This is a genomic window from Methylophilus sp. 'Pure River' (assembly GCF_046765995.1).
Lineage (GTDB): Bacteria > Pseudomonadota > Gammaproteobacteria > Burkholderiales > Methylophilaceae > Methylophilus.
The window spans coordinates 71,775-94,209 of sequence record NZ_JBKOUE010000001.1; the positions used below are offsets into that span (position 1 = coordinate 71,775).

A 22,435-nucleotide genomic window follows, 5' to 3' on the forward strand; every position below is an offset into this window, starting at 1 on the left:
TCAATGGTTCAACTTACAAGGCCATACACTAATGGAAATTCGTTTTCCGTAAGGCATTTCATGCCTAAAAAGTAATGCGTGTTGATTATCTAAAAAAGTTAAATCGATGGAAACGAAAATGAATTTAAAAAAGGCAATCACTTGGATATTACCTAAATTTCAATTGAAAGAGACTGTTGAGGTTGAGGGTGAAGGTATAAAAAGTAAATCAATCACGGTGTTATCCGAAACAATCAGGTTCATTAAAAAAGTTGTGCTTGTCCCAAAGGTATTTCGAGACAAAAAGAAGCTAAAGCAGAAGTTAGTACCGGTCGAAGGTGTCCAATATCCACTAATATTTGGTAACAATGGAAAACCATTCGCAGAAGGTAATCTTTACATCCATTCTCTATTCCAGGACTCATTAGATCCAAATATGCCGTCGCTAGTTGGAGCAGCTAGAGACCTAACTGATTTTTGGAATTTCATTCAAACTGAAAACATTGATTTTCTAGATTTTCCAAAGCTCAAGCACTACAAACCCACTTACCGATACAAAGCCCATTTACAAAGCCGAGTTCAAATTGGGGAGCTCGCTACTTCTACTGCTAATCGAAGGATTAGGAGGATGAAGAAAATGTACAAATGGATGCTTGAGGAAAATCTGATTCATTTCACTAATCCACTTTGGCAAGAAAGCGATATTCATTTATCTCGTAAATCAATTTTTGGAGGTGCTAAAACAGTCGCCGTAAAGAAATCTGATTTAACCATCCCCAATTCCAAATCGGATGATGTTTTTGATAATCACATAATGGACGGCGGAAGGCTAAAGCCGTTACTTCAACAAGAACAAGTCTTTTTAATAAAGGCCTTATTGGCATCTAAAAATACTGAAATGATATTGATCCATTTACTTGCGCTCTACACAGGCGCACGTATCCAAACAGTATTAACTTTCAGAAAGAAACATGTATCTAAGGGGTTGGAGGCAAATGATCAGCAATCAGTACGAGTTCCTGTTGGAAGAGCTACTGATATTGATACAAAAAATGATAAACAAATGGTCCTTCATATACCTAAATGGCTTTATGAAAAGATGAACATTTATGTACATAGCGAACGGGCAATAAATCGTCGTCTTAAATCAGTTAACGGTGATACAGATAATCAATACCTATTCTTATCCAAACATGGTTCGCCGCACTACACTGCGAAGAGTGAAAGGGGTTTGAATCCTAAGAACTTAAGACATTTTAAAGAAGGGCAGGGTGTTAGACAGTTCATCACTGAAGATGTATTACCCTACATCAGAGCGAATTTTGATCCCAATTTCAAGTATAGCTTCCATGATCTTAGAGCTACTTTTGGGATGAATCTGGTTGATGCAGGATTAAATTTAGTTGGGACGAATAAAGTAACCTTGGACTGGGTTTTTGATATGGTTCGATCACGACTTGGGCATACATCAATTGTTACCACGAATGCATATCTAAATTTTCGAGGGCGTTTGAGGCTGGCTTACGAGGCTCAACAGCACTGGGAGCAAGAACTACATAAGTTGGCTGGAATTGAGGTGGACAATGAGTTCATTAAGTAGGCGGAAGAAGAGGTTTTTACACCTACCATGTCCAAATTCGGTTTCAATTCCCCAGCCAGAAGCGGTGGTCCTTGTTTTTGGTCCACATCAATCTGTTGATCTCGGGTCACTTTGTTATTTGGTGCGTGAAACATCGCAGGAGTCTCGCCGATCGGGGGCCTTGATTGATTTAACATCTTTTGATGTGAATAGAGCCAAAAGAGTCACAAAAGTGATTCAGTACTCAATCGCAAGATCCAAAGATGGAGGAGTCAATTTCGAAACTTCGTATACTTATTTCGCTGGTTTTAAAAGGTTTGTTAACTGGAGTGATGAAAGAAAATATCCTGATGTCCTGGATAGTAAGTCCAATTATCTTATGGCCATGAAGGACTACATAGCTGACCTTAAGCGCAAGGTCTCCCAAAATTCATTAAGCCCTTTTACGGCAAGAAACCTGAGACATCATGCTATTGAAATTCTAGATGACTTATTGACCGAAGGAGATAGTACTGAAAGTGACAAGCTTGAGAAGATCAACACAAAAGGTGAGGCATACAATTCTATCGCAGTACCCAATCAGGAAAATGTTGGAAAGCTAATTGCCTGGTGTCATTGTATTTTTGAAGGTTTTTATGATCTTCTGGTAAATAACCAGCCTTATCCATATGCTCTTGCTGTTCCAGAATATATGAATTTGGCTATGCACAAACTATGGGTGTTTCCCTTGCAAAAGGTTTGGTGCTGTCCTCCTGATCGCGCATCTAATATCTCTGGAAAGTTCTTGGCATATGATTATGCAAACGGAGTTTTACATAGCAAACAACACATCTTAAACCATTCCAATAAATCCCTAAGACCAGTAAAAGTTCAGAAGATTCTGGATATTGCACAAAGGCATATTAGATTTTCGAATGCAAACATTCAATGTGATGAACGTATAAGTAAGGGACTATATTCATTACATGCATTTCTGACCTTGTTCATTGCAGTGACAGGCTGCAACTCTTCCGTTGCAATTAATCTACCTTGGAATGAAGAGCTCGAATTAGCTGTTTTAAATCCAGAATCAGAAGTGCTGGGAACCAGAACTGTTAAATACAGGGCTGGTAACAAGCCCTATTCATTCATATTGACTACTGAATTTCTGCCTTGTTTCAGAAAATATCTCAAGCTACGAAAGTTTTTGTTGAAAGGGACTAGATTCGACTATTTATTCTTTAACTATGGATCAAATCTAAAAGGTCTAAAGCAATCCAAACCGGTCAAGTTAACAATGGATAGTTGTCACAGTTTGTATAAAACTTTTTCTAAACTATTTCCAGAATTTCCTAAAGTGGTTCCTAGGGAGTTACGAGCGTACAAACAGGATAAAATTTTGAATTCAAAAGGACCGATTGTCGCTGCAGCCTCTATGCAACATGGTTTGTCCGTAGCACTTAGAAACTACAGTAATGGGACAGAAGAAGCTCTTCATGATGAATTAACAGAATATCTGAAGCAGGCTGAAGAGGTTTTGATCAGGCAAAGCAAGGCCGAGTTCGCTGTGCATTCAATCTCTTCAGGTAATTGTATAGCACCAAATGAGCCTAAGTTAATTCATCATGGTTCACCAATAATCCCGGATTGTAAGACTCCGGATGGTTGTCTGTTTTGTGAGAAGTTTAAATTACATGCTGATGTAATCGATTTAAGAAAACTCTTCAGTATCAAGTTCTACATTGCAACCCTTTCAGATCTTATACAAATCTCAGAAGAGTATGTCTCCAAAATTTATGACCGGATTAATAATCTAATTGGCATCATACGTCTCGAAAATGAAAGTATGGTCAGTAAAATTGAATACGAAGTGACTGAGCTAGGAGAGCTCGATGAATACTGGAGTGCGAGCCTTGAGAAGTTGATATCTTTGGAGTTGCCATGATATTTGTAAGCGCTACCCAATCGGCTCAACTTGAAGGTTATATTGCATATGACATATCAACGGGTGAGGATCCACCAGATAACTATGTCGTAACTAGAAACAAGGATTCGAGTCCACGATCCTATTATGGTGATGACAGGCTTGATTTAACACCCTACAACGGCATCGATCGCACAGTAACAATCGGTTATCACTTCTGGGGTGACGAAGAAACCACCATACACAAAGTACGCTTGCAAAAGTTGATTCGCTGGTACATTTTTTTGCTATTTACTAAGCATGAAATTGGCTTATCTATTGGATCGCTTCAGAAATACCAATTACTTTTGCACTCAGTTGCCCGCTATTGCGATACAAGTGGGATTAGTTTTAATCAGTTTTTCTCATCTAAAATTCATGTCATAGGATTTCTCAAACTATTTCCATATTTAGCCTCCAAGTTGGGAGGTTTCATCAACTTCATAAATCAACTTGGCCCTAAAATCTCAAGATTAGATTATGTAAAAGCTTCAATCATAGATATTGTTCGGAAAGTCCGTAAGGATTATTCCAATTCAAGAAAACAACATTCACCACTTCCACAACGCATATATTCTGAGTTGCTTTCAAGGTGCTATGAAGACCTTGAGGAGTTCGATTCAATTTCGGATAGGGTTATCGATCTGTACCGCAGATGCGCAGAAGATCCCTTTTACGGAAGATCTATTGCCAATCAATTTAAAGTCAAACGAAGCTTGAAATTAGATTGCGTAGCAAATCAACCAAATTTTCCCAAGCTACTAAGTGAATTTGACCTCGAAAGTTTTTGGGAGGAGAAAGGCTATATAAAAGCAGTTTCTGGGTTGTCCAAGCTATTGACTGAAGTATTAACAACCTCTTCAATACTTATTCAGGCATTTACGGGAATGCGGGCTGGAGAGGTTGGTTCCCTTCCATATGATTGCCTCGTTGAGTATAAAAAGATTCTCGATAAAAGTACTCGATATCTAATAAATGGTTACGTCACAAAACCAAATGGTGGCAAAAAAATGTTGGTGCAATGGGTAACCTGCAAGACTGGGGTTTTCGCAATCAACATTGCTAAGAAAATTTCTAATGCAATCTATTTATCTAAAGGAATCAATGTTGATGATTCAATGAAGACTGAGAGAGTTTATGGTCTTTTTATATCCCCCAGTATTATTAGTGAAGAGCATGCACTTAAGCAGGCTCACTTGACTCTATGTAATATGAAACTTCTAAGAAATCGTATTCAGCCAATTGTTACTGAAGAGGACATATTAGAACTTGAAAATATAGATATGCATCGCGCTTGGCGCTCAGAGGACTCTTTCAAAGTTGGGGAGCCATGGGTCTTTACAACACATCAGTTGAGAAGGTCTCTTGCCTTATATGCCCATCGATCGGGATTAGTCACTATCCCATCCTTGAAAAAGCAGTTAAAGCAAATAACCCAGTTGATCACTTACTTTTACTGCAATGGATCCAGTAATGCCAAACCCCTTGTTGCTGGACACCAAGATCACTTTTTTTATGAGTGGGAACAAACTCAGTATCTCGCAGAGTTTTTGGATTATGAAAAAAGCGTGTTGCAAGAAGGTCAACCATTAAAAGGCCCTCATATTCATTGGGTTAATGCAAAACTTAAGAATGATGAGGGCGTAATTGAGTATGACCGTGAGGCCACAATGTTACGGTTTAAAAAGGGTCAACAAGCCTACGTCAGCACCGTCATTGGCGGATGTACAAAGGTTGGGGCTTGCGATAAGAGCCCCTTAGATATTACTCACTCTGGATGCATATCATCAAACTGCAAAAATCTGGTTGTGAATATTGATAAATTGAAACGATTGATCGAAGTGGAAATAACGTTTGTAGAGCAATTGAAAGTTATTGACTCTGCATCGTCCGAATATCGGCAATCCCAGGACAATTTGCAGCTTTTACAGGCTGCATTAATTTGATTTATACCAAGGTAGGAATACGAATGGAAATCCACAAAACTCTCGCCATTTACCTGCAAGCTCTCGAAAGGTTAGTAAATGGTAAGCCATTAAACGTCCCAAAAGGCACTCAAATCACGCTTAAATCTGTTTCTTTGGAAGCAGGTCGCAGTGGATCAAGTATAAAAAAATCCCGGCCTGAATTCTTGCCTTTAATCGAAAAGATTAATGAAGCTGAACTTAAACAGAATAAAAGTGATGAAGATATTAGCCAAACTTTAGAAAAACTAAAACTTCAATTGCAAGAGTATCGAATCTTAATCGATGGCTTGGGGGAGGATAATCAATCACTACTTGTCGAATTATTAACGGTAAGACGGGAGCTGAGTGCATTGACTGGAGGAAACGTATTTCCAATTCGCCCAAAACTGTAATTTATGCCATCTGCGACGTATACTAAATTTAGTGATTCAGACAGTGGGCCTCATCTACAAGCCAATCCCTAAACGCTACCATTCTAGGGAGGCTCGACCAATCCGGTCTGTAAACTACGTAATAAGCAAGTTCAGAGATGTAGCTAATCTCAGGATAGAGGCGAATCAATCTTCCACTGACGATATCTTCTCTAGCCATCACGCTTCTGGCTAACGCAACTCCGTGGCCATCAATTGCAGTTTGCAATACCGCTGCGGAGTTGTTTATTTGCATGCCTCGGTTCCCACTGGATAAGGACAAGCCAAGTTTGTTAAACCACTTAGCCCAATTTACAAACTCCAGCTTTTCCCCGATGGATAAGTCATGAATCAAAGTTTGATTGATTAGGCTTAAAGGATCTGTTGTTAGTTCTTGATGGTTGTTTAGGTAACTGGGCGAGCAAACAGGATAAATCTCTTCATCCATCAACTTTTCAGAAACTAGGCCTGCCCATTCGCCAGCACCATATCTAACCCCAACATCAATATTATTCTTCACGAAGTCGATCGGTTTAAGACTCATATCCAGTCGCACATCCGTCTCAGGGTTCATTGCCTGGAAATGCTCTATTCGCGGCAATAACCACTTCGCCGCGAAGGCAGGACTCACAGTCACGGTCAGTATTCCACTGCGGCTACCGTCTTTCAATGTTTTTAATCCAAGGCTTAGTTTCTCTAATCCCTCGTGGATGAAAGGTAATGCTTGTTTTGCCTGGTCAGTAACGATAAGCCTGGCCTTTCCTGTGGTGTTCCGGTGGAACAGGGGCGCTCCTAACCAATCCTCTAAACCACGTACTAACTGGCCAACGGCTGCAGGAGTGACGTTCAACTCGTTTGCGGCAGCAGAGAAGCTTTGATGTCTTGCGCTGGCTTCAAATGCCCTGAGGGCGTTCAAATGAACTGGTAGTTTCATGTGAGATAGATTTTCTTTCAATTGCCGACAGAATATCTCATTTGTGAATATGGATCAAAAGTAAAAGAATAGGCATCACTAATCATCATGCGGAAGATGCTTAGCGGTGGAGTATTCATTAGTTTGTAATGGGGAGTTTATTATGAGTAATAGTTTTTCTTCTAAGGTTGCCATTGTTACCGGAGGTAGTTCTGGTATTGGAAAAGAGGTGGCGATTAGATTCGTACAGCTTGGCGGTCAAGTTGTGATTGGAGGCAGAGATCAAATTAAGTTACAGCAGGCAGCAAACGAGATTGATTCTTCGGGCCGTGATGTGCGCATTGTTTCTGGAGATATTGCAAAGCTTGAGACCATAAATTCACTCGTTGACATTGCAACGCAAGCTTTTGGTGGTGTTGACGTACTGTTCAACAATGCAGGGGTGTTTCACCCAAAGCCATTTTTAGAACTAACAGAGACTGAATATTCGTGGTTCCTGGACACTATCCTTAAAGGTAAGTTTTTCATGGCCCAAGCTGCAGCAAAAGCCATGAAGCTCCGTGGGGGCGGTGTCATCGTACAAACAGGTTCACTTTGGGCACTACAAGCAATCGGCGCAACGCCGTCTGCCGCCTATTCGGCAGCTAATGCTGGCGTGCATGCGTTAACGAAAAATCTGGCGATTGAATTAGCTCCCGAAAACATTCGGATCAACACGGTCGCCCCTGCAGTAGTTGAAACACCTGTTTATAACACCTTCATGAGCCAAGACCAGGTCGAGAAGGTTCTTTCCACATTTAATACCTTTCATCCACTGGGCCGTAATGGCCAGCCTGCTGATGTTGCTACGGCAATTTTGTTCTTAGCCTCTGAGCAAGCTGGTTGGATTACAGGCACAGTGATTCCTGTTGATGGAGGCGTAATGGCCGGCCGTCCCATAGTAAAGATTTAATCAAATGCTAATCAATTCAGACTTTCTTCTCAGAGCTTCATTAACCCCGGATTTATATCAATGGGTTGAATCACCTCAACCAGGTGTCGAGCGAGTAATGCTTGACCGTTTCGGCGGTGAATCCTGCCGAGCAACTAGCATCGTGAAATATGCGGAGGGGTCACATTTTCCGACCCATCTACATCCGGGGGGAGAGGAAATTCTGGTGTTGAGTGGCACATTTTGCGAAGGGGACCAAAAATATCCTGAAGGTTGGTACCTCCGTAATCCTCCTGGCTCTAAACATCAATCATCAAGTTCAACAGGCACAGTTATTTTTGTGAAACTCTGGCAGATGGGAGAAAACGACACTGGCAGGGTTCGTATTAATACTAAAGATCCATCAGAGTGGATCAACTGGGGGACACATGAAGTTTGTCCCCTGTATTCAAGTGAAACCGAATGTGTGTGGTTAGAGCGAATTAGACCCAAAACAAAACTCTCTACGAAAGAATTTGATGGTTGCGAAATATTAGTCTTAGAGGGTGAGGTAACCATTGATGGCTTGCAATATCCCGTGGGAAGCTGGGTGAGGCTACCTATTGGTGATATCCCAGATATCCAGGCTAATGATAGTAGAGCTTGTATATACATTAAGACCGGTCATCTTGGTCAGGCTGTTAGTCAAAGTGTGTCTGTATGAACGAAGCGCACGTTGCAATTATTGGAGGAGGTTTGAGTGGGCTTTATGCTGCATATCTGCTCGAACAAAGCGGTATCACTAATTACATTCTGTTTGAGGCGAAGGATTCCTTGGGTGGGAGGTTAAGTTCTCCCAGTGCCGCCGATGAGCATGTGCAGTTTAACGAGCAGCTTAAGCATTTCGATCTCGGGGGAACATGGTACTGGCCCAAGATTCAAACTCGTCTGGATGCTGTCATTAAGCGCTTCGGTTTGCAAGTTTATCCGCAACATGAAGTTGGTGAAATGCTCATTGATAGAGCTGATTTGGGAAGGCCAATTCGCGTCAACGGGTATACCTCTTATCCACCAATGATGAGGGTTTCGGGCGGCATGCACGCATTGATCAATGCCATCAAGCAAGCAATCCAGCCTGCCAAAGTCCTAACAGATCATACCGTCACTGGGGTTGAATACAGTAGCAACAAGGTTTGTATAACTGCAAACGGTACTCAATGGATTGCAGATCATATCTTGCTGGCAATTCCCCCCAGGCTAGCTGCATCAACAATCGACTTTTCTCCTCATTTACCAGAGGAGACTTATCAAGCATGGATGGGGGTTAATACTTGGATGGCAACTCACGCCAAATATCTAGCGATTTACGATGAACCATTCTGGAAGACTGATCATTTATCTGGAGATGCACGTAGTGATTATGGACCGCTTGGGGAAATTCACGATGCCTCCTCAGATATAGGTGTGCCAGCTCTTTTTGGTTTTTTTGAGTTGCCAGCCTCCGTTCGAAGTACCTTTCCCGAGTCGGAGTTGAAGGAGCGCTGTCGCAAGCAACTGAAAAGATTGTTCGGGCCTGAAGCCGCCAATCCCAAGTTTGATTTCATAAAGGATTGGAGTGCAGATAAATACACTTCAACACTTTCAGATTTAGATCAGATGGGTGCACATCCGATACCGCCGCCTTGCATTGCTTCAGAGCCCTGGAGACAGAGGCTAATCGGTATCGCTACGGAGTGGTCAACCCAATATCCTGGCTATATCGCAGGAGCCGTAGATGCTTCATTCAATGGGGTGAAGCAATTGTTACAACAGAAGCTTGATAAGGCTGAGAGTTAAAGGGATAAATATGAGGAAGACTTACAAAGCACTGCAAGTTTCTGCGTCTGGAGAGCTTGAACTTATTGAAAAGAAGGTGCAACCGCCTAGCAGTAAGCAGGTGCTTATTGAAGTTGAGGCATGTGGGATGTGTGGTGCTGATATATCCGATATTGATATCGCCGCGTCGAGTGATGTTCCGAGGGTGCCAGGTCATGAGGTTGTTGGTCGAATTGCTGCTAAGGGAGAGGATGTTCCCAATTGCTGGAAAATTGGGCAGCGGGTTGGAGTCGGCCGTTTGGGTGGGCATTGTCATGAATGCATACAATGTCGAAAAGGGCAGTTTCATCTCTGTACAAACCAACTCTACGTCGGAGCCACTTGTGAGGGTGGATATGCTGAGATGATGTTGGTGTTACACACCGGGTTAATCGCTATTCCTGACGAATTGTCTTCTGAAGAAGCCGCTCCAATCCTCTGTGCAGGTTTGGCCACCTTTAATGCGCTTAAAAAAAGCTCAGCCCAAGCCGGTGATGGTGTAGCCATTCTCGGAATTGGTGGTTTGGGACACATGGCAGTCCAATATGCCCGCAAGATGGGATTTAAAGTCATTGCAATCGGAAGAGGAGAGCATGATGTTAAAGATCTTAGGCATTTAGGGGCTCATTTATTCATTGATGCCGGTAGAACGGATTCAATTGATCAGCTAAAAAGTGCTGGAGGAGTTCAGGCAATCATTTCGACGGTCCCAACCGCTTCGGATGTTGCTCCATTTCTAAGTACATTATCCCCTCAGGGGAAAGTAATTCTACTGGGAGCAGGAAAAGCCACATTAGAAATATCACCCGGAGGCCTCGTTGGTGGGGAGAGATGTGTCGAGGGGTCTTTCACCGGCACACCGTATGAAACTGAGCGAGCGTTAGATTTCAGCGTTTTATTCGAGGTGATACCTAAAGTAGAGACCACTCCCATGTACCTGGCCAATGAGGCTCTAGCAAAGTTGAGAGCCGGCAAGGTTAATTACCGGATGGTTTTAATCATGCGCAAAGAGTTGCATGCAGACTGTTCTTGAACGAAATTCTCGCTAAGTTTGTCTTCAAAGAAACAAATCGATAAAGGAAACTCATGAAAAAGAATATTTTGATTTCAATATTTGCGCTGCTTTTTGCTCAGTCTTCGATTGCCGCCGAAGATCCATTTGAGCATAACCGATTGTATGTGGGAGCTGAAGCAAGTAAGGAAACCTATCGTGCAATCTATCAGTTGGATAGTAATAATCCTGAGATAATCAAAAAGGCTTTTCGTAACGTCAACAATCTACTTGAGGATCCTCGGTTAAAAGGAAAAGTGCAGGTCGAGTTGGTTGCCTATTCAGGAGGGTCTGAGGTTATGATGAAATCAAGTGGCTATGAGGCAGTCCTAAGAGACCTGGTTTCTAAAGGCGTAATTGTTGTTCAATGCTTAAACACTTTAAAAGAAAAGAAGCTAGAAAAGTCGCAGTTCTATGACTTCATTGGATTTGTACCTTCAGCCAATGGTGAATTGGTAATTAGAGGCTCGGAAGGGTGGGTTATCATTAAACCTTGAGGCAATCCCCATTTCTATTCTAACCTCATCCACGGTATACGTTTATCACGAGCGAGGTTGGATTATTTGAATTCATTCCTTGCAAGGGTTATTCATGAGTAAACTACTTTATCGCGGTGTTAGTAAAGAACTGGACCATGAAAATGATGGGAGACTTGTAGCCAAGGGAACAAACAGCATGGTGGTCGCTAAACATGATGGTCGAATTACTTATGGCGATAACTTTAAGTACGGCCCATGTTTTGAAAATACTGTAAGAGCGCAGCAAATGGATACCAAGCCTTATAGTCCACGAGCTATTTCCACATCAACCTCCGCAGCCATTGCGAAAAATTTTGCAACTGCAGGAAATACGACGGATGGTTTCATCTATGTTATTAACGCTGAAAGGTTGGGGGAGTTTGGAGTAGTTGCGATAACCCTCGTTAATCCAAAAGTCCCAGCTGAAAAGGAAGTTACATTAATCCTTGGGGAATTAGAATTCATTCCCCAAGGATTAATAGTCGAGAAATATGAAGTGAAAAGTGATTGGGTATTCGATTAGTTTTGTTTTGATGTTAGTGCAGCATCAACAATCGAACGAATCTCATCTGATTTAATTCTACCTACATGTCGATCCAGTATTTTCCCTGTCTGGTCTATTATCAAGGTAAAGGGTAAGACGCTGTTGTTATTGCCCAGGCTTTGACTTAGCGGAATAGCATCAAACTCTGCAGTAACAATTTTGTATTCCACTTTAGTGGACTCCAAGAATTCACCTACCTGCTCAGCATCATCAGCGGCAATTCCTATGAATACGACATCTCTGTCTTTGTAGTCTTGGCTTAATTGATTTAGATCTGGCATCTCATCTCTGCAAGGTCCGCACCAAGTTGCCCAGAAATTCACAACTGCAACTTTCCCACGAAGCTGACTAAAGTCATAAGCATTCTTATCCTTGTCGGGAAATGAAAGAGCATAGACTGGATTATTCGATTCAGCTTTGTTTGCAGTTGGGAAGAACCCAAGACCTTCAGTGTAGATGGCACCAGCAACGAAGGTTATAGCTGCTATAACAACAGCCACACGAGTTATTTTTTTCATACAGATATCCTAAATGCCGTTGATAGGAATTTTCAGGTAGCTAACCCCATTTTCTTCTGCACCAGGCATTTTCCCGGCTCTAATATTCAACTGGATAGATGGAAGAATTAGAGTAGGGAAGGCTAGTGTTTTATCTCTCGTTGTTCGCATCTGTACAAACTCATCTTCACTAATTGAGTCCTTTACGTGGATATTACTTTTGCGCTGCTCAGCAACAGTGGTTTTATATTGGGGTTCACGACCGGAAGGAGGGTAGTCATGGCACATGTAAAGCACTGTCTCAGGCGCCATGGAGAATATGCGCTTGATTGATTTAAAGAGAATGTGGGCATCCCCGCCTGGGAAGTCGCACCGAGCGGTCCCCACGTCAGGCATGAAGATTGTGTCACCCACAAATACCATCTGGTCCTCTACTATGTAAGCCATGTCAGCCGGGGTATGGCCAGGGACATTAATTGCTTGAACACGAAGATTCCCAATATTGAAATTTTCTCCGTCCGCAAATAGATGGTCAAATGCTGTGCCATCTGAAGCTTCTAACTTGTCATAGTTAAATACAACGTTGAAGACTGTTTGTACTTTCAGAATGTTTTCACCAATGCCGATCTTGCCTCCCAGCTTTTTCTGTAAATAGGGGGCAGCGGTGACATGGTCTGCATGGGCGTGAGTTTCAAGAATCCAATCAAGGCGTAGATCGTTAGACAGGATATATTCAATCACTTTGTCTGCCATCTTGGTAGAGGTACGCCCTGACTTGGCGTCGTAATCCAAAACTGCATCCACTACGGCGCAAGATTTAGTGACCTCATCGCTGATTACATGGGTGATGGTGTAGGTTACATCATCAAAAAAAGATTCAACTGTAGGTTTCATGGGGATTGCTCCTTCGCTATTACTCAATTCTCTGTATGTGGTTGTTTAAAAAAGCTTGCACGAGGTCTCAAGCTCTTCTTGCCAGTGCTTCAAAAGCCTCGTAAGCATGCAAGAAATTGTTGCCGGTTAATTCTGAAATCAGGTCACTTCCGCGTAGGCGATCCATCACAGGCCCTTTTATCTCTGCCAGGTGTAATTTCTTCTTCATGGCACCAATCTGTGTGTTTAAGGCACATAGAACTTCAAGAGCCGTTGAGTCAATGCTGTTGATTGCAGGCCCAAGAATGACTATGTTTTGTACTTCAGGATGTTGGTGCAGGACGCTGTGAATTGTTTCTTCAACTGCCTGAATATTTCCGAAGAACAGGTTCTCGTCAATTCTGATAAACACAGCATTGGGTAAGGTTTGCACGCTGTAGCGCTCAATATTTCTGAAGTGCTCCGTACCCTCCACTCGTCCAACGATGGCAATATGCGGGTGACTGGCATTCCAAAGATAGGAGAGTATTGATATGGAAACACCTACTAGGATCCCAGGTTCAACTCCAACTAATATCACTGTTAACGTTGTTCCCAGGAGTGATAGGCCATCAGCCTTGCTGTATTTCCAAGTATGTTTGACTGTACTGAAGTCGACCATTCCCAGAACCGCAACGATAATGGTGGCAGCCAATACCGCATGGGGAAGATAGAAAAAGTAGCCTGTGAACCCCAACAATACAATTAGCATCAATACAGCGGAAAATATGCTCGCCAGAGGGGTGTTGGCACCGGCCGCATAGTTAACAACGGATCTTGCGAAGCCGCCGACGACGGGATACCCACCAGACAGTGCACTGGCTGCATTTGCAGCCCCTAAGCCAAATAACTCCTTATTAGGTTTTATTTTTTGTTGTCTACGCAACGCTAAAGACTGCGCTACAGATACGCTTTCAATAAAGCCAACGATAAAAATGAGCAAAGCTGGCATCAGTAATGATTTACTTTGAGCGACTGTCGGAAGCGAGTAGCTCAAACTAGGCAGCCCTTCTGGAATGCTTCCTACAATCTTGACTCCAAGCACTCCTGCCCAATCATTGGTGCCTACGAGCAAGGTAGAAATGATGACTACTACCATCGGGGCGAGTTTTGTTAACAATCCTGCCTGTTCTTTACTTAGCCCCAACTTATTCAATAAGCTGGCTAGGCCATTTCTTGCATAAAAAAGGAAGGCTATGGATGCGATGCCAATATATAGCGTTGGGTAATTTATAAGTCCCAGAGAAGCATAAAGACTGGATAGTGTGTCAACGACACTTCCGTTTGGAATACTTACCCCTAAAATGCCTTTAAGCTGGCTAATCGCAATGAGGATTGCAGACCCAATAATAAAACCATTAATGACCGGATGGCTTAAAAGGTGCGAGAGAAATCCTAATCTGAATACACCACAAAGCAAATAAATCACGCCTGTAAACATTGCCAACTGCATAGCCAGGAAAGTGTATTCACTTGACCCCGGGGTTGCTAAAGGCGTAAGTGCTGTTGCTGTCATGAGTGAAGCCACAGCGACCGGACCTACCGCTAATGTCATACTTGTGCCAAAAACGGCATAAGCTATTAAGGGCAAAATGCTGGCATAAAGTCCAATTTGGGGAGGCAGGCCTGCTAGTAATGCATATGCCAAACTCTGTGGAATGAGCATAATTGTGACAATTATACCTGCAGACATATCCCCTTGAAGATACGATCTCTTGTAGGATTTAAGCCATTCAGGAGCCATTTTACTAAATGAACTAGCTAGGTTTGATTCATCTTTAAACATACGGTTTACCAAAAAAATGCAGAATTTCCATACCTCTGAAATTCATTATATGTATTTGCTTTTGCTCCAAAAGGTATTTACTGGTCAATTCGAATATTTATTTTTCGTTTCAAAGAGGTGGTGTCATATCTGGCACAATTGTCTGAAAATTCAATAATTTAGTGACATTTATTGCAATCAATACACTGCAATACTGCGTTGGCTAACCTAATATCTTCAATAAATTGATATTAATCAGGTGTTTGATAGCTATGGCAAAGGTCTTGCTTTCAGGGAACGACCAAGTAGTAAATATCAAATTAAAAATGGAGAAAGAGGCATGGCGAAATTCAGCCAGAAAGTATTAGGAAATCAAAAATTTGATGTGGTGGTTGTAGGGGGTGGTTCTGCAGGCATCAGTGTTACAGCAAGTCTTTTGAAACGTGATTCTGATTTAAGAATTGCGATTATCGAACCCAGTAACTTTCACTTTTATCAACCAGCGTGGACTCTGGTAGGTAGTGGTGATTATCCGATTGAGAAAACAAGACGCCCTATGGCCGATGTGATCCCATCTAATGCGACCTGGATTAAAGCTGCAGTGAGCAAATTACATCCAGATAGAAATGCCGTGCAGCTGTCAGATGACTCAACAGTATTTTATGGTCAGTTAATTGTCTGCCCCGGTTTGCGGTTGGCATGGGAAAAAATTGAAGGTTTGCAGGATACGTTGGGGCAAAACGGAGTTACCTCAAACTACAAGTTTGAACTTGCCCCATATACGAGAGAGCTGATAGAAAAGGTTCGGAGTGGGACGGCGCTCTTTACACAGCCACCAATGCCAATCAAATGCGCAGGAGCGCCTCAGAAAGCCATGTATCTGTCATGTGACTATTGGCTGAGAAACAAAGTCTTGAAATCCATCAATGTTGAATTTCATAATGCAGGTGCTGTGTTGTTTGGTGTTAAAGAATTTGTTGGCCCACTCATGGAGTATGTTAAAAAATACAACGCAAAACTCAATTTCAGTTCAACGCTAGTCAAAGTGCACGGCCCGAGTAAAACAGCCTGGTTTGATGTTAAGGCTGAAGATGGAAGCGTGATGCGCGTAGAGCGTAAGTTCAGCATGATTCATGTTGTACCACCACAGGTACCTCATGACTTTGTTAAAGAGAGTCCACTAGCCGACGCCGCAGGTTGGTGTCTGGTTGATAATGCAACGTTGCAGTCCCCCGCATTCCCTAACGTATTCTCTTTAGGAGATATCGCCTCCACGCCAAATGCCAAGACCGCTGCTGCAGTCCGTAAGCAAGTCGTAGTTGTGGCAAAAAATCTATTAGCTCTGCGTAATCACAAACAACTACTTTCCAAATACGATGGCTACGGATCTTGCCCACTCACTGTTCAGAAAGGGAAAATTATTCTGGCTGAATTTGGCTATGGTGGAAAGCTGTTACCCACATTCCCATTGGACCCAACGAAACCGAGAAAATCCGCTTGGGCTTTGAAAGCTTCATTCCTGCCAAGATTTTATTGGGCAGGGATGCTCAAGGGTAAGGAGTGGATTACAAAGTGTTCTGAAGTTTGATTTGATCCTTAGCTACAACAAGCAATTAAGATCGGCCCAAAGGGCCGATTTCTTTTCTACTCTCCTAAACAACAAGTCTATGTCAAGCTGTAGCGGAAGGTTCAAAGCCATTTTGAATCATGGGTGTGTTACAAAACAGTTTTATCAGTCCAGAAACTTTTTTGCTTTCAAAAAGCGCTTGAATGCGACGTACTGCTTGTGGATATTGAGGGAGATAGGATCTTCAGATATAACAAAGCCCTTATTAAAAGGGCTTTGTTATTTTTAGGCTTTAGTGATTGTGGTTTTGGTGACTATCACTTCCGGGATCTTTTACAGGGACCACAACATAAATCTGGGACTCTGTACCGTCAGTATTTGCAAATTTGAGAGTAATTGGGACATGGTCACCATCCTTCATTTGCTTTCTAATATTAGTCAGCATCAAGTGATAGCCACCGGGTTTTAAAACCAGTGGCTCACCTGGTTTGATGGTGATTTTATCTAATCTACGCATTTTCATGATGTCACCTTGCATGCGCATCTCATGAACCTCGACCGCCTCGGAAAGTGCCGAAACGCCACCGACTAGTTGTTTCTCTGTATCGGAGGTTATAGTCATGTAGCCACCCGCAACCTGCTGTCCTGGTTGAGTTGACCTGATCCATGGAGATTCAATCTTTACCTCAGCAATTGCACTCATCGAGAGTGTTAAAAGACCAATTAATAAGTATGTTGATTTCATATTAGTTATCCTTAACTGAGGCAGCCGGCATTTCAACTGGCGTTACGTAATACGCAGCACGAGCTTCTTTTTCCAGTTTAGCTACATTGGCCCCTGTAAGCGCCTTCATGAATGCCACTAGTTCAGCCTTCTCCTGTGTAGTGAGATTAAGAGGTGTGAGTAGCGGATCTTTGAGTGGGTTGTCTTCTCCACCCTTGTCGTAAAAGTCTACGACAGACTCCAGGGTCAGCAATGAACCATCGTGCATGTAGGGCGCGGTCAAAGCCACGTTACGTAATGATGGTGTTTTATATGCCCAGCGATCCTTCGGGTTCTCTGTAACCTCAAATCTGCCCACATCATTTGGTGGACGTTCACTTGCATGGTCAAAATGATCTGAAGGCGTCTGAACTGTAATGCCCGGTGCCAATGTAATAGGCATAGTTGCTTCTCGGTGGTACACAGTGTTATTTCTGGTGTAACCAATACCTGTATTGTGGAAGCCCTGATCCGTGAAAATGGCTGATTTTTCTTGTACTGCGTGGCAAGTCACGCAGCGAGCCTTACCCATAAAGAGCTTGAAGCCATTAATCTCAGAGGCGTTCATAGCTGTTTCTTCGTTTCTATACTGATAACGGTCGAATTTTGAGTTTGCAGAAACTAGCGTGCGTTCGTAGGCTGCAATTGCTTTATTGATATTGTCGAGATTGACTGGTTTACCGAAGGCTCTCTCAAACATCCCATCATAGTCAGTCGTGGATTTGATTTTTTCCACGACATAACCAACTGACGGATTGCCCATTTCGTTGAACGCTACAAGTGGGCCAATAACCTGATTTTCCAAACTATGTTCACGTCCATCATGGAAGAATCTGGTGTAATAGACTGCATTGAGAATGGTAGGGGTGTTTCGTTTATTTGTTCTACCCTCAATCCCAACTGCCATTGCTAACTCATTTGAAGCAAAGGCTTGTTCTGGCACATGGCACATGGCACATGAGATGGTGTTGTTATGTGAAAGACGACGATCCATAAATAACTTCCGCCCCAAAACGACCTTATCATCCGTTGTTGGATTGTCTTCCGGCTCGATAATTTTCGGCAGGCCTAAATCGTCAGGTGGATGAATGTCTGTTGTGATACCTAACACTGCTGCGACGGCAGCGGCCAGTAAAACAACAGTTCCAATTGCAGCTCTAACCCCACTCATTTATTAACTCCTTTTTCTGTTTCTATCATTAATGTTTCAATATCATTCAACAACATTTCTGGGTTTAGAAATGTTGTTGAATAAATTTCGCGCACATATCCATTAGGGTCAATCAGGAAGATTTTCAGCACATGCGGGAAGTCTAGAGTCCGTTTTCCGGTTTTCGGATCAATTGCTATGTCTACGTTTTGACCATAACCATCAATTAATGGAATCAATACGTCGTAATTCTTAGTGGTAAGAAACTTCCATTCGACACTGTATGGTTTGTTTTCACGGTTAGTCTTCTTTTCCAACCCCGCCATCATGACCGAAGTGTCACGTTCTGGATCAAAGCTAATGTGTACCATCCGAACTTGTTTGGAAAGCGAGGGTGTCTTCTCCAGGTACTGTTTCACAATTTGCATTGTGCTCATTGCAAAAGGGCAGCCTTTAGCATCAGAGCAGAACTCATAGAAGAAAGTAAGAAGGGTATATTTACCCTCGGTGAATTTTTTGAGTTTGACTGTTTCACCTTTGCCATTCAGTACTTCTGCATCAGGTGCTTTGAATATTTTGCTTAACTCGTATGTCCCTGCGGCCGCCAAACCTTGTTTTGCAATTCTTGTCTGGAGCTCTTTGTTGAATTTATTTTCGATTGGCCCAGAGATCTTCTGGCCAATAGTGGTGTTAGAAAGAGCATCTGCCAATGCATAATTTTGAATATCCGAGCGGAGGAAATATCCAATCACGACAGATGCTATAAAAATCAACCCTGCTATTAGAAATTTAAACTGCAAGTTGTAGATCATATTTAAACCATCTAAAGCAAGGTTGAAGGGGTGGAGACTCTAGTTGTTATTAAGGGTTCGATGCGAAGTTCAGCTTGTTTGCTGTAGATGCTTGCAAAGGCTGCAATGTCTTCAAATCACGAGCTTGGAACTTCATATGGTGAGCACGGCCCAGTTTTTCTTTGTAGAAGTCAATTTCGAAAGCCAACTTCAGGTCTTTACCGTCCCAGTTATAGGCCTTCAGGAATTGGTCGTCAGACTTACCCTTCATGTCCCAGTTGGAAAGAAGTGATGTCGTGAAGTAAACACGTTGACCATCAAAACTAGGTGAAACCATGTTTACTTGCTCACCAATTTTCTTGGTGTAAGTTTCTTTTGGATGCATCGGGTCAGTCATATCCCAGTAGCGTGTCATACCGTCCATGAACGTATTGATCCACAAGCCTTTACCACTTGAAACCAAGCTAATGTCGACTGGCAGAGGGATTTTAGCTGGGTCACCAATAGTACCAACTTTATGTTGTTGCCATTCACCGTGGTCATCTTGTTTGTAAACATAGATTTCTGAAGTCAGTGCTGTTGTTGTCACAGCCCAGTTGTCACCTGGAGCATATGACCAGCGTGCTTCCAATGCCGCGCCTGGTGTATTGAAAATCTTCATTGGTTTCATAGTTTTGTAATCCCACATCACAGTGGTATTACCAAACTGTTTCATTGCATCTTTATCCTTGATCAACTTACCCAAGTCCATCATGTAGTTGTTCCAACCAGTAAATGCAGTGGTCAACATTGCATTTTTGTTTGGGTTGATCGCAGCATCATAGCCGAAGCCATCGCCACCGTTTGTGGTTGGCATCATGGTTGTTGATACATACTCACCAGCATTTGTGTAGATCGCCATGCCAGTTTGACCACCGTGATCTTTAGCATTTGACAATGCAGCAACAATCATACGGCCAGGAATTGCATAGAATGTATGTGGGCCAACTAAGCCAGATTTAGCAACGAAATTGTTGAGTGTTTTAACCAGTTTTGGTTTGGAAGGATCTGTAGCAACATCGAAAATGAAGATTTTGTTGCTATCCAGGGCGCCTGCCCACATGTATTTGCGGTCATCTGTAAAGCCCATGTGGTGAGCTTCACCACGGCCACCTACGGACAGTTTGCTAATTACTTTACCGTATGATTTAGATGCTGGATTGGCATCCACAGTAACCAACTTGTCGGATTCGTCGCCCAGACCTTTCACACCAAGAGTCCAGACGTAAACAAAGTCTTCTTGACCTTTGACGAGTGGGGTGAACGGAGAGCAGCTGGTTTCATCAGCAATCGCACTCGGCATTTGAACAGCAACACCCATCACAACAGCCATACTTACGGCTTGTGTAACCGTCTTCAGTTTTAAAAACTTTTTCTTAAGATACATTTTTTTCTCCTATCTAATACAAACTTTTTAGAATTTACTTCTTAAAAAATTGAGTTGAATAACGCATAACAAATAAGTTACTTGCGTGACCTCTTAAGGCAACTCTTGTGCCAGTTCAGCTAATCGTCTGATTTGTAAGTAGATATTTCAAATTGTTACTAACGTGCGCGGTAACAACCGTCAAAATAACGGACAGTAATGGCACATAAATCAACAGCTTTATAAACTTTATGTCATAAATGGCACTAGTTGTTGTGATCAGCATTGTTGAAAAAACATCTTATTTATCAATGAACTAACGCCATATTTGGAGTATCAAAAATACAAGTACGCCAAAAATGAACACCAGTATGTCATTTTCTTGACAGTACAATTTATAAATGTATATATTGTATTTAGATGTAACAATTGTTACAGACTACACAATAAAAAATCACTCTAATAATGTTCTGGGAAGGACTGGGGGCAGTCATGACTACTGAAATAACAGTAAGCAAAGACCTACTTGATTTCTTAAATTCACTACCTGAGCCAAGGCTTGTGCTTGGCACAGACTACAAGATTATTGCTTCAAACCACGCCTATCAAAAGATTTTTGGTGAGGGGAAGCCGCTTAAAGGAAAACACTGTTACGAGGTTTCGCACCATTACCTCAAACCATGCGATCAACAAGGTGAATCATGTCCACTAAAAGTCGCAAAAGAGACGAAATCAACGCACCGTGTATTTCACATCCATCACACTCCTAGAGGCCGAGAACATGTGGATGTTGAGCTAACTCCGATCCTGGATGAGCAAGGCCAGCCGGCTTTTTATATCGAGACATTGAGAAATCAAAATCATCATCTCAAACAACATAGTCCTGACTGTGTTGCTGGTAAAAGTCCATGGTTTACGCGTGTTTTGGGATTGGTTGAGCGAGCCTCAAGTAGTGATACGCCAGTAGTTTTATTAGGTGAATCGGGTACTGGTAAAGAGGTTATGGCTCATTTGCTGCACAAGAAGAGCACGCGGAGTGCAGATAGTTTTATTATCGTTGACTGTTCAGGCCTGACCGAGACGCTTTTTGAAAGTGAAATGTTTGGACATGAGAAAGGGTCATTTACTGGCGCTTATCATGATAAAAAAGGATTGGTCGAAATGGCCAATGGCGGTACATTGTTCCTTGATGAAGTGGGTGATATTCCACTGAGTCAGCAGGTGAAACTTTTACGTTTGCTTGAGTCCAGCACATATCGAAAAGTTGGCGGCCTAGAGGTTAAGCGTACTAATTTTCGATTAATTTCTGCTACTCACCGAGACCTCAAAAAGATGGTACAAGAGGGCACCTTTAGGCAGGATTTGTATTATCGAATCAACGCTTTCCCAATTCAAATCCCTTCTCTTAGGGACCGACCAGAGGATATTCTGATATTAGCGGAGTACTTTCAGAAAAAACTCTCTCCAACCAAAGAGATGACTTTCGAGGACAGTGCTAAGCAGTTTCTGCAGAGCTATTCTTTCCCAGGCAATATCAGAGAGCTTCGCAATATGATCGATAGAGCCATTCTGCTTTGCGACTCCCAAGTGATTTCTAAGCATCATTTAACCCCTGATGAAGTGTTTCCGGATGAAAGCCATCATCCATCATCGAATAAGTACTTCAGAGGGGACATCCTCCCTCTGGAAGAGCTGGAGTCTATGTACTTACAGTGGGCCGTGAGTGAAAGTAACGATTCCAAAAGAGATTTGGCGGATAAGCTTGGTCTAACCCCACGGACACTTTATCGCAAACTTAAAGAGATTAAGAGCCAGGTTGTAGAGTAGGGTAGTAATTTTACTTTGACTCAATTTTGCTGATTCTTCTCTGGAAGCGTGCCAAACGATGCTTGTCATTTTGACTTGCGTGCATCCTTGC

General features: G+C 42.4%; 20 protein-coding genes. 12 read left to right on the top strand and 8 right to left on the bottom strand.

Going from position 1 to position 22,435, the window contains the following annotated elements; all coding sequences use genetic code 11:
- Positions 1–118 precede the first annotated feature (118 nt).
- From ACIDE9_RS00365 to ACIDE9_RS00380, 4 genes are read left to right on the top strand one after another with little or no spacing between them, the layout of a single operon-like run.
- The gene (locus tag ACIDE9_RS00365) at positions 119–1,579 is read left to right on the top strand and encodes a tyrosine-type recombinase/integrase (RefSeq protein ID WP_411991922.1); all 1,461 of its coding nucleotides are present in this window, start codon (positions 119–121) and stop codon (positions 1,577–1,579) included.
- A complete protein-coding gene (locus ACIDE9_RS00370) occupies positions 1,563–3,482 on the top strand; it encodes a hypothetical protein (RefSeq protein WP_106288069.1) in 1,920 nt (639 codons plus the stop codon). Before ACIDE9_RS00365 ends, ACIDE9_RS00370 begins: the two co-directional genes overlap by 17 nt.
- On the top strand, positions 3,479–5,446 hold the full coding sequence (locus tag ACIDE9_RS00375; RefSeq protein ID WP_106288068.1) for a hypothetical protein: 1,968 nt from the start codon (positions 3,479–3,481) through the stop codon (positions 5,444–5,446). The genes ACIDE9_RS00370 and ACIDE9_RS00375 overlap by 4 nt, the downstream gene beginning before the upstream one ends.
- A gap of 23 nt (positions 5,447–5,469) precedes the next feature.
- Positions 5,470–5,859 (top strand): hypothetical protein, encoded by a 390-nt coding sequence (locus tag ACIDE9_RS00380; RefSeq protein ID WP_106288067.1) that lies wholly within the window; start codon positions 5,470–5,472, stop codon positions 5,857–5,859.
- Positions 5,860–5,887: 28 nt separating this feature from the next.
- On the opposite strand, the gene gcvA is transcribed toward ACIDE9_RS00380, so the two are convergent.
- On the bottom strand, positions 5,888–6,811 hold the full coding sequence (gene gcvA, locus ACIDE9_RS00385) for a transcriptional regulator GcvA (RefSeq protein WP_106288066.1): 924 nt from the start codon (positions 6,809–6,811) through the stop codon (positions 5,888–5,890).
- Positions 6,812–6,953: 142 nt separating this feature from the next.
- Here gcvA and ACIDE9_RS00390 point away from each other — a divergent pair, with 142 nt between their 5' ends.
- The 6 genes from ACIDE9_RS00390 to ACIDE9_RS00415 all read left to right on the top strand — a co-directional run bounded on the left by ACIDE9_RS00390 (position 6,954) and on the right by ACIDE9_RS00415 (position 11,646).
- Complete coding sequence (locus ACIDE9_RS00390) at positions 6,954–7,742, top strand: SDR family NAD(P)-dependent oxidoreductase (protein WP_411991925.1); 789 nt, start codon at positions 6,954–6,956, stop codon at positions 7,740–7,742.
- Between the two features lie 4 nt (positions 7,743–7,746).
- A complete protein-coding gene (locus ACIDE9_RS00395) occupies positions 7,747–8,424 on the top strand; it encodes a cupin domain-containing protein (RefSeq protein ID WP_106288064.1) in 678 nt (225 codons plus the stop codon).
- A complete protein-coding gene (locus ACIDE9_RS00400) occupies positions 8,421–9,536 on the top strand; it encodes a flavin monoamine oxidase family protein (RefSeq protein WP_106288063.1) in 1,116 nt (371 codons plus the stop codon). The genes ACIDE9_RS00395 and ACIDE9_RS00400 overlap by 4 nt, the downstream gene beginning before the upstream one ends.
- Positions 9,537–9,546: 10 nt before the next feature.
- Positions 9,547–10,587, top strand: coding sequence for a zinc-binding dehydrogenase (locus tag ACIDE9_RS00405; RefSeq protein ID WP_106288062.1), 1,041 nt, complete (start codon positions 9,547–9,549; stop codon positions 10,585–10,587).
- Positions 10,588–10,640: 53 nt separating this feature from the next.
- On the top strand, positions 10,641–11,102 hold the full coding sequence (locus ACIDE9_RS00410; RefSeq protein ID WP_106288061.1) for a hypothetical protein: 462 nt from the start codon (positions 10,641–10,643) through the stop codon (positions 11,100–11,102).
- Positions 11,103–11,196: 94 nt separating this feature from the next.
- Positions 11,197–11,646, top strand: coding sequence for a hypothetical protein (locus tag ACIDE9_RS00415; protein WP_106288060.1), 450 nt, complete (start codon positions 11,197–11,199; stop codon positions 11,644–11,646).
- Here ACIDE9_RS00415 and ACIDE9_RS00420 read toward each other — a convergent pair.
- The 3 genes from ACIDE9_RS00420 to ACIDE9_RS00430 all read right to left on the bottom strand — a co-directional run bounded on the left by ACIDE9_RS00420 (position 11,643) and on the right by ACIDE9_RS00430 (position 14,862).
- Positions 11,643–12,185 (bottom strand): TlpA family protein disulfide reductase, encoded by a 543-nt coding sequence (locus tag ACIDE9_RS00420; protein ID WP_106288059.1) that lies wholly within the window; start codon positions 12,183–12,185, stop codon positions 11,643–11,645. The two genes, ACIDE9_RS00415 and ACIDE9_RS00420, sit on opposite strands and share 4 nt — an antisense overlap.
- Before the next feature lie 9 nt (positions 12,186–12,194).
- Positions 12,195–13,058 (bottom strand): MBL fold metallo-hydrolase, encoded by an 864-nt coding sequence (locus ACIDE9_RS00425; protein ID WP_106288058.1) that lies wholly within the window; start codon positions 13,056–13,058, stop codon positions 12,195–12,197.
- Positions 13,059–13,125: 67 nt separating this feature from the next.
- A complete protein-coding gene (locus ACIDE9_RS00430; RefSeq protein WP_219884577.1) occupies positions 13,126–14,862 on the bottom strand; it encodes a SulP family inorganic anion transporter in 1,737 nt (578 codons plus the stop codon).
- Positions 14,863–15,100: 238 nt separating this feature from the next.
- Between ACIDE9_RS00430 and ACIDE9_RS00435 the strand changes: the two genes are divergently transcribed.
- Positions 15,101–16,429 carry an FAD/NAD(P)-binding oxidoreductase gene (locus ACIDE9_RS00435; RefSeq protein ID WP_219884576.1) on the top strand — a complete coding sequence of 443 codons (1,329 nt, stop codon included), beginning with the start codon at positions 15,101–15,103 and terminating at the stop codon, positions 16,427–16,429.
- Positions 16,430–16,700: 271 nt separating this feature from the next.
- Here ACIDE9_RS00435 and ACIDE9_RS00440 read toward each other — a convergent pair whose 3' ends face one another.
- From ACIDE9_RS00440 to ACIDE9_RS00455, 4 genes are read right to left on the bottom strand one after another with little or no spacing between them, the layout of a single operon-like run.
- On the bottom strand, positions 16,701–17,153 hold the full coding sequence (locus tag ACIDE9_RS00440; protein ID WP_106288057.1) for a copper chaperone PCu(A)C: 453 nt from the start codon (positions 17,151–17,153) through the stop codon (positions 16,701–16,703).
- A 1-nt stretch (position 17,154) separates the two neighbouring features.
- Positions 17,155–18,342, bottom strand: a complete 1,188-nt coding sequence (locus ACIDE9_RS00445; protein ID WP_106288056.1) for a cytochrome-c peroxidase — start codon at positions 18,340–18,342, stop codon at positions 17,155–17,157.
- Positions 18,339–19,133: an SCO family protein gene (locus ACIDE9_RS00450; protein WP_106288055.1), complete on the bottom strand. Its 795-nt coding sequence runs from the start codon at positions 19,131–19,133 to the stop codon at positions 18,339–18,341. The genes ACIDE9_RS00445 and ACIDE9_RS00450 overlap by 4 nt, the downstream gene beginning before the upstream one ends.
- 49 nt (positions 19,134–19,182) lie before the next feature.
- On the bottom strand, positions 19,183–20,538 hold the full coding sequence (locus ACIDE9_RS00455) for a selenium-binding protein SBP56-related protein (protein ID WP_106288054.1): 1,356 nt from the start codon (positions 20,536–20,538) through the stop codon (positions 19,183–19,185).
- A gap of 471 nt (positions 20,539–21,009) precedes the next feature.
- Between ACIDE9_RS00455 and ACIDE9_RS00460 the strand changes: the two genes are divergently transcribed.
- Entirely contained in the window at positions 21,010–22,344 is a 1,335-nt protein-coding gene (locus ACIDE9_RS00460) for a sigma-54 interaction domain-containing protein (protein WP_106288075.1), read from the top strand.
- The last annotated feature ends 91 nt before the right edge of the window (positions 22,345–22,435 follow it).

Excerpts from the sequence above, each read along its gene's own strand:
- ACIDE9_RS00440 (WP_106288057.1), bottom strand. The coding sequence starts at position 17,153 with ATGAAATCAACATACTTATTAATTGGTCTTTTAACACTCTCGATGAGT.
- ACIDE9_RS00445 (WP_106288056.1), bottom strand. The coding sequence starts at position 18,342 with ATGAGTGGGGTTAGAGCTGCAATTGGAACTGTTGTTTTACTGGCCGCT.
- ACIDE9_RS00390 (WP_411991925.1), top strand. The coding sequence starts at position 6,954 with ATGAGTAATAGTTTTTCTTCTAAGGTTGCCATTGTTACCGGAGGTAGT.
- ACIDE9_RS00420 (WP_106288059.1), bottom strand. The coding sequence starts at position 12,185 with ATGAAAAAAATAACTCGTGTGGCTGTTGTTATAGCAGCTATAACCTTC.
- ACIDE9_RS00400 (WP_106288063.1), top strand. The coding sequence starts at position 8,421 with ATGAACGAAGCGCACGTTGCAATTATTGGAGGAGGTTTGAGTGGGCTT.
- ACIDE9_RS00375 (WP_106288068.1), top strand. The coding sequence starts at position 3,479 with ATGATATTTGTAAGCGCTACCCAATCGGCTCAACTTGAAGGTTATATT.
- ACIDE9_RS00425 (WP_106288058.1), bottom strand. The coding sequence starts at position 13,058 with ATGAAACCTACAGTTGAATCTTTTTTTGATGATGTAACCTACACCATC.
- ACIDE9_RS00455 (WP_106288054.1), bottom strand. The coding sequence starts at position 20,538 with ATGTATCTTAAGAAAAAGTTTTTAAAACTGAAGACGGTTACACAAGCC.
- ACIDE9_RS00365 (WP_411991922.1), top strand. The coding sequence starts at position 119 with ATGAATTTAAAAAAGGCAATCACTTGGATATTACCTAAATTTCAATTG.
- ACIDE9_RS00415 (WP_106288060.1), top strand. The coding sequence starts at position 11,197 with ATGAGTAAACTACTTTATCGCGGTGTTAGTAAAGAACTGGACCATGAA.
- ACIDE9_RS00450 (WP_106288055.1), bottom strand. The coding sequence starts at position 19,133 with ATGATCTACAACTTGCAGTTTAAATTTCTAATAGCAGGGTTGATTTTT.
- ACIDE9_RS00460 (WP_106288075.1), top strand. The coding sequence starts at position 21,010 with ATGACTACTGAAATAACAGTAAGCAAAGACCTACTTGATTTCTTAAAT.
- ACIDE9_RS00430 (WP_219884577.1), bottom strand. The coding sequence starts at position 14,862 with ATGTTTAAAGATGAATCAAACCTAGCTAGTTCATTTAGTAAAATGGCT.
- ACIDE9_RS00410 (WP_106288061.1), top strand. The coding sequence starts at position 10,641 with ATGAAAAAGAATATTTTGATTTCAATATTTGCGCTGCTTTTTGCTCAG.
- ACIDE9_RS00405 (WP_106288062.1), top strand. The coding sequence starts at position 9,547 with ATGAGGAAGACTTACAAAGCACTGCAAGTTTCTGCGTCTGGAGAGCTT.
- ACIDE9_RS00380 (WP_106288067.1), top strand. The coding sequence starts at position 5,470 with ATGGAAATCCACAAAACTCTCGCCATTTACCTGCAAGCTCTCGAAAGG.
- ACIDE9_RS00395 (WP_106288064.1), top strand. The coding sequence starts at position 7,747 with ATGCTAATCAATTCAGACTTTCTTCTCAGAGCTTCATTAACCCCGGAT.
- gcvA (WP_106288066.1), bottom strand. The coding sequence starts at position 6,811 with ATGAAACTACCAGTTCATTTGAACGCCCTCAGGGCATTTGAAGCCAGC.
- ACIDE9_RS00370 (WP_106288069.1), top strand. The coding sequence starts at position 1,563 with ATGAGTTCATTAAGTAGGCGGAAGAAGAGGTTTTTACACCTACCATGT.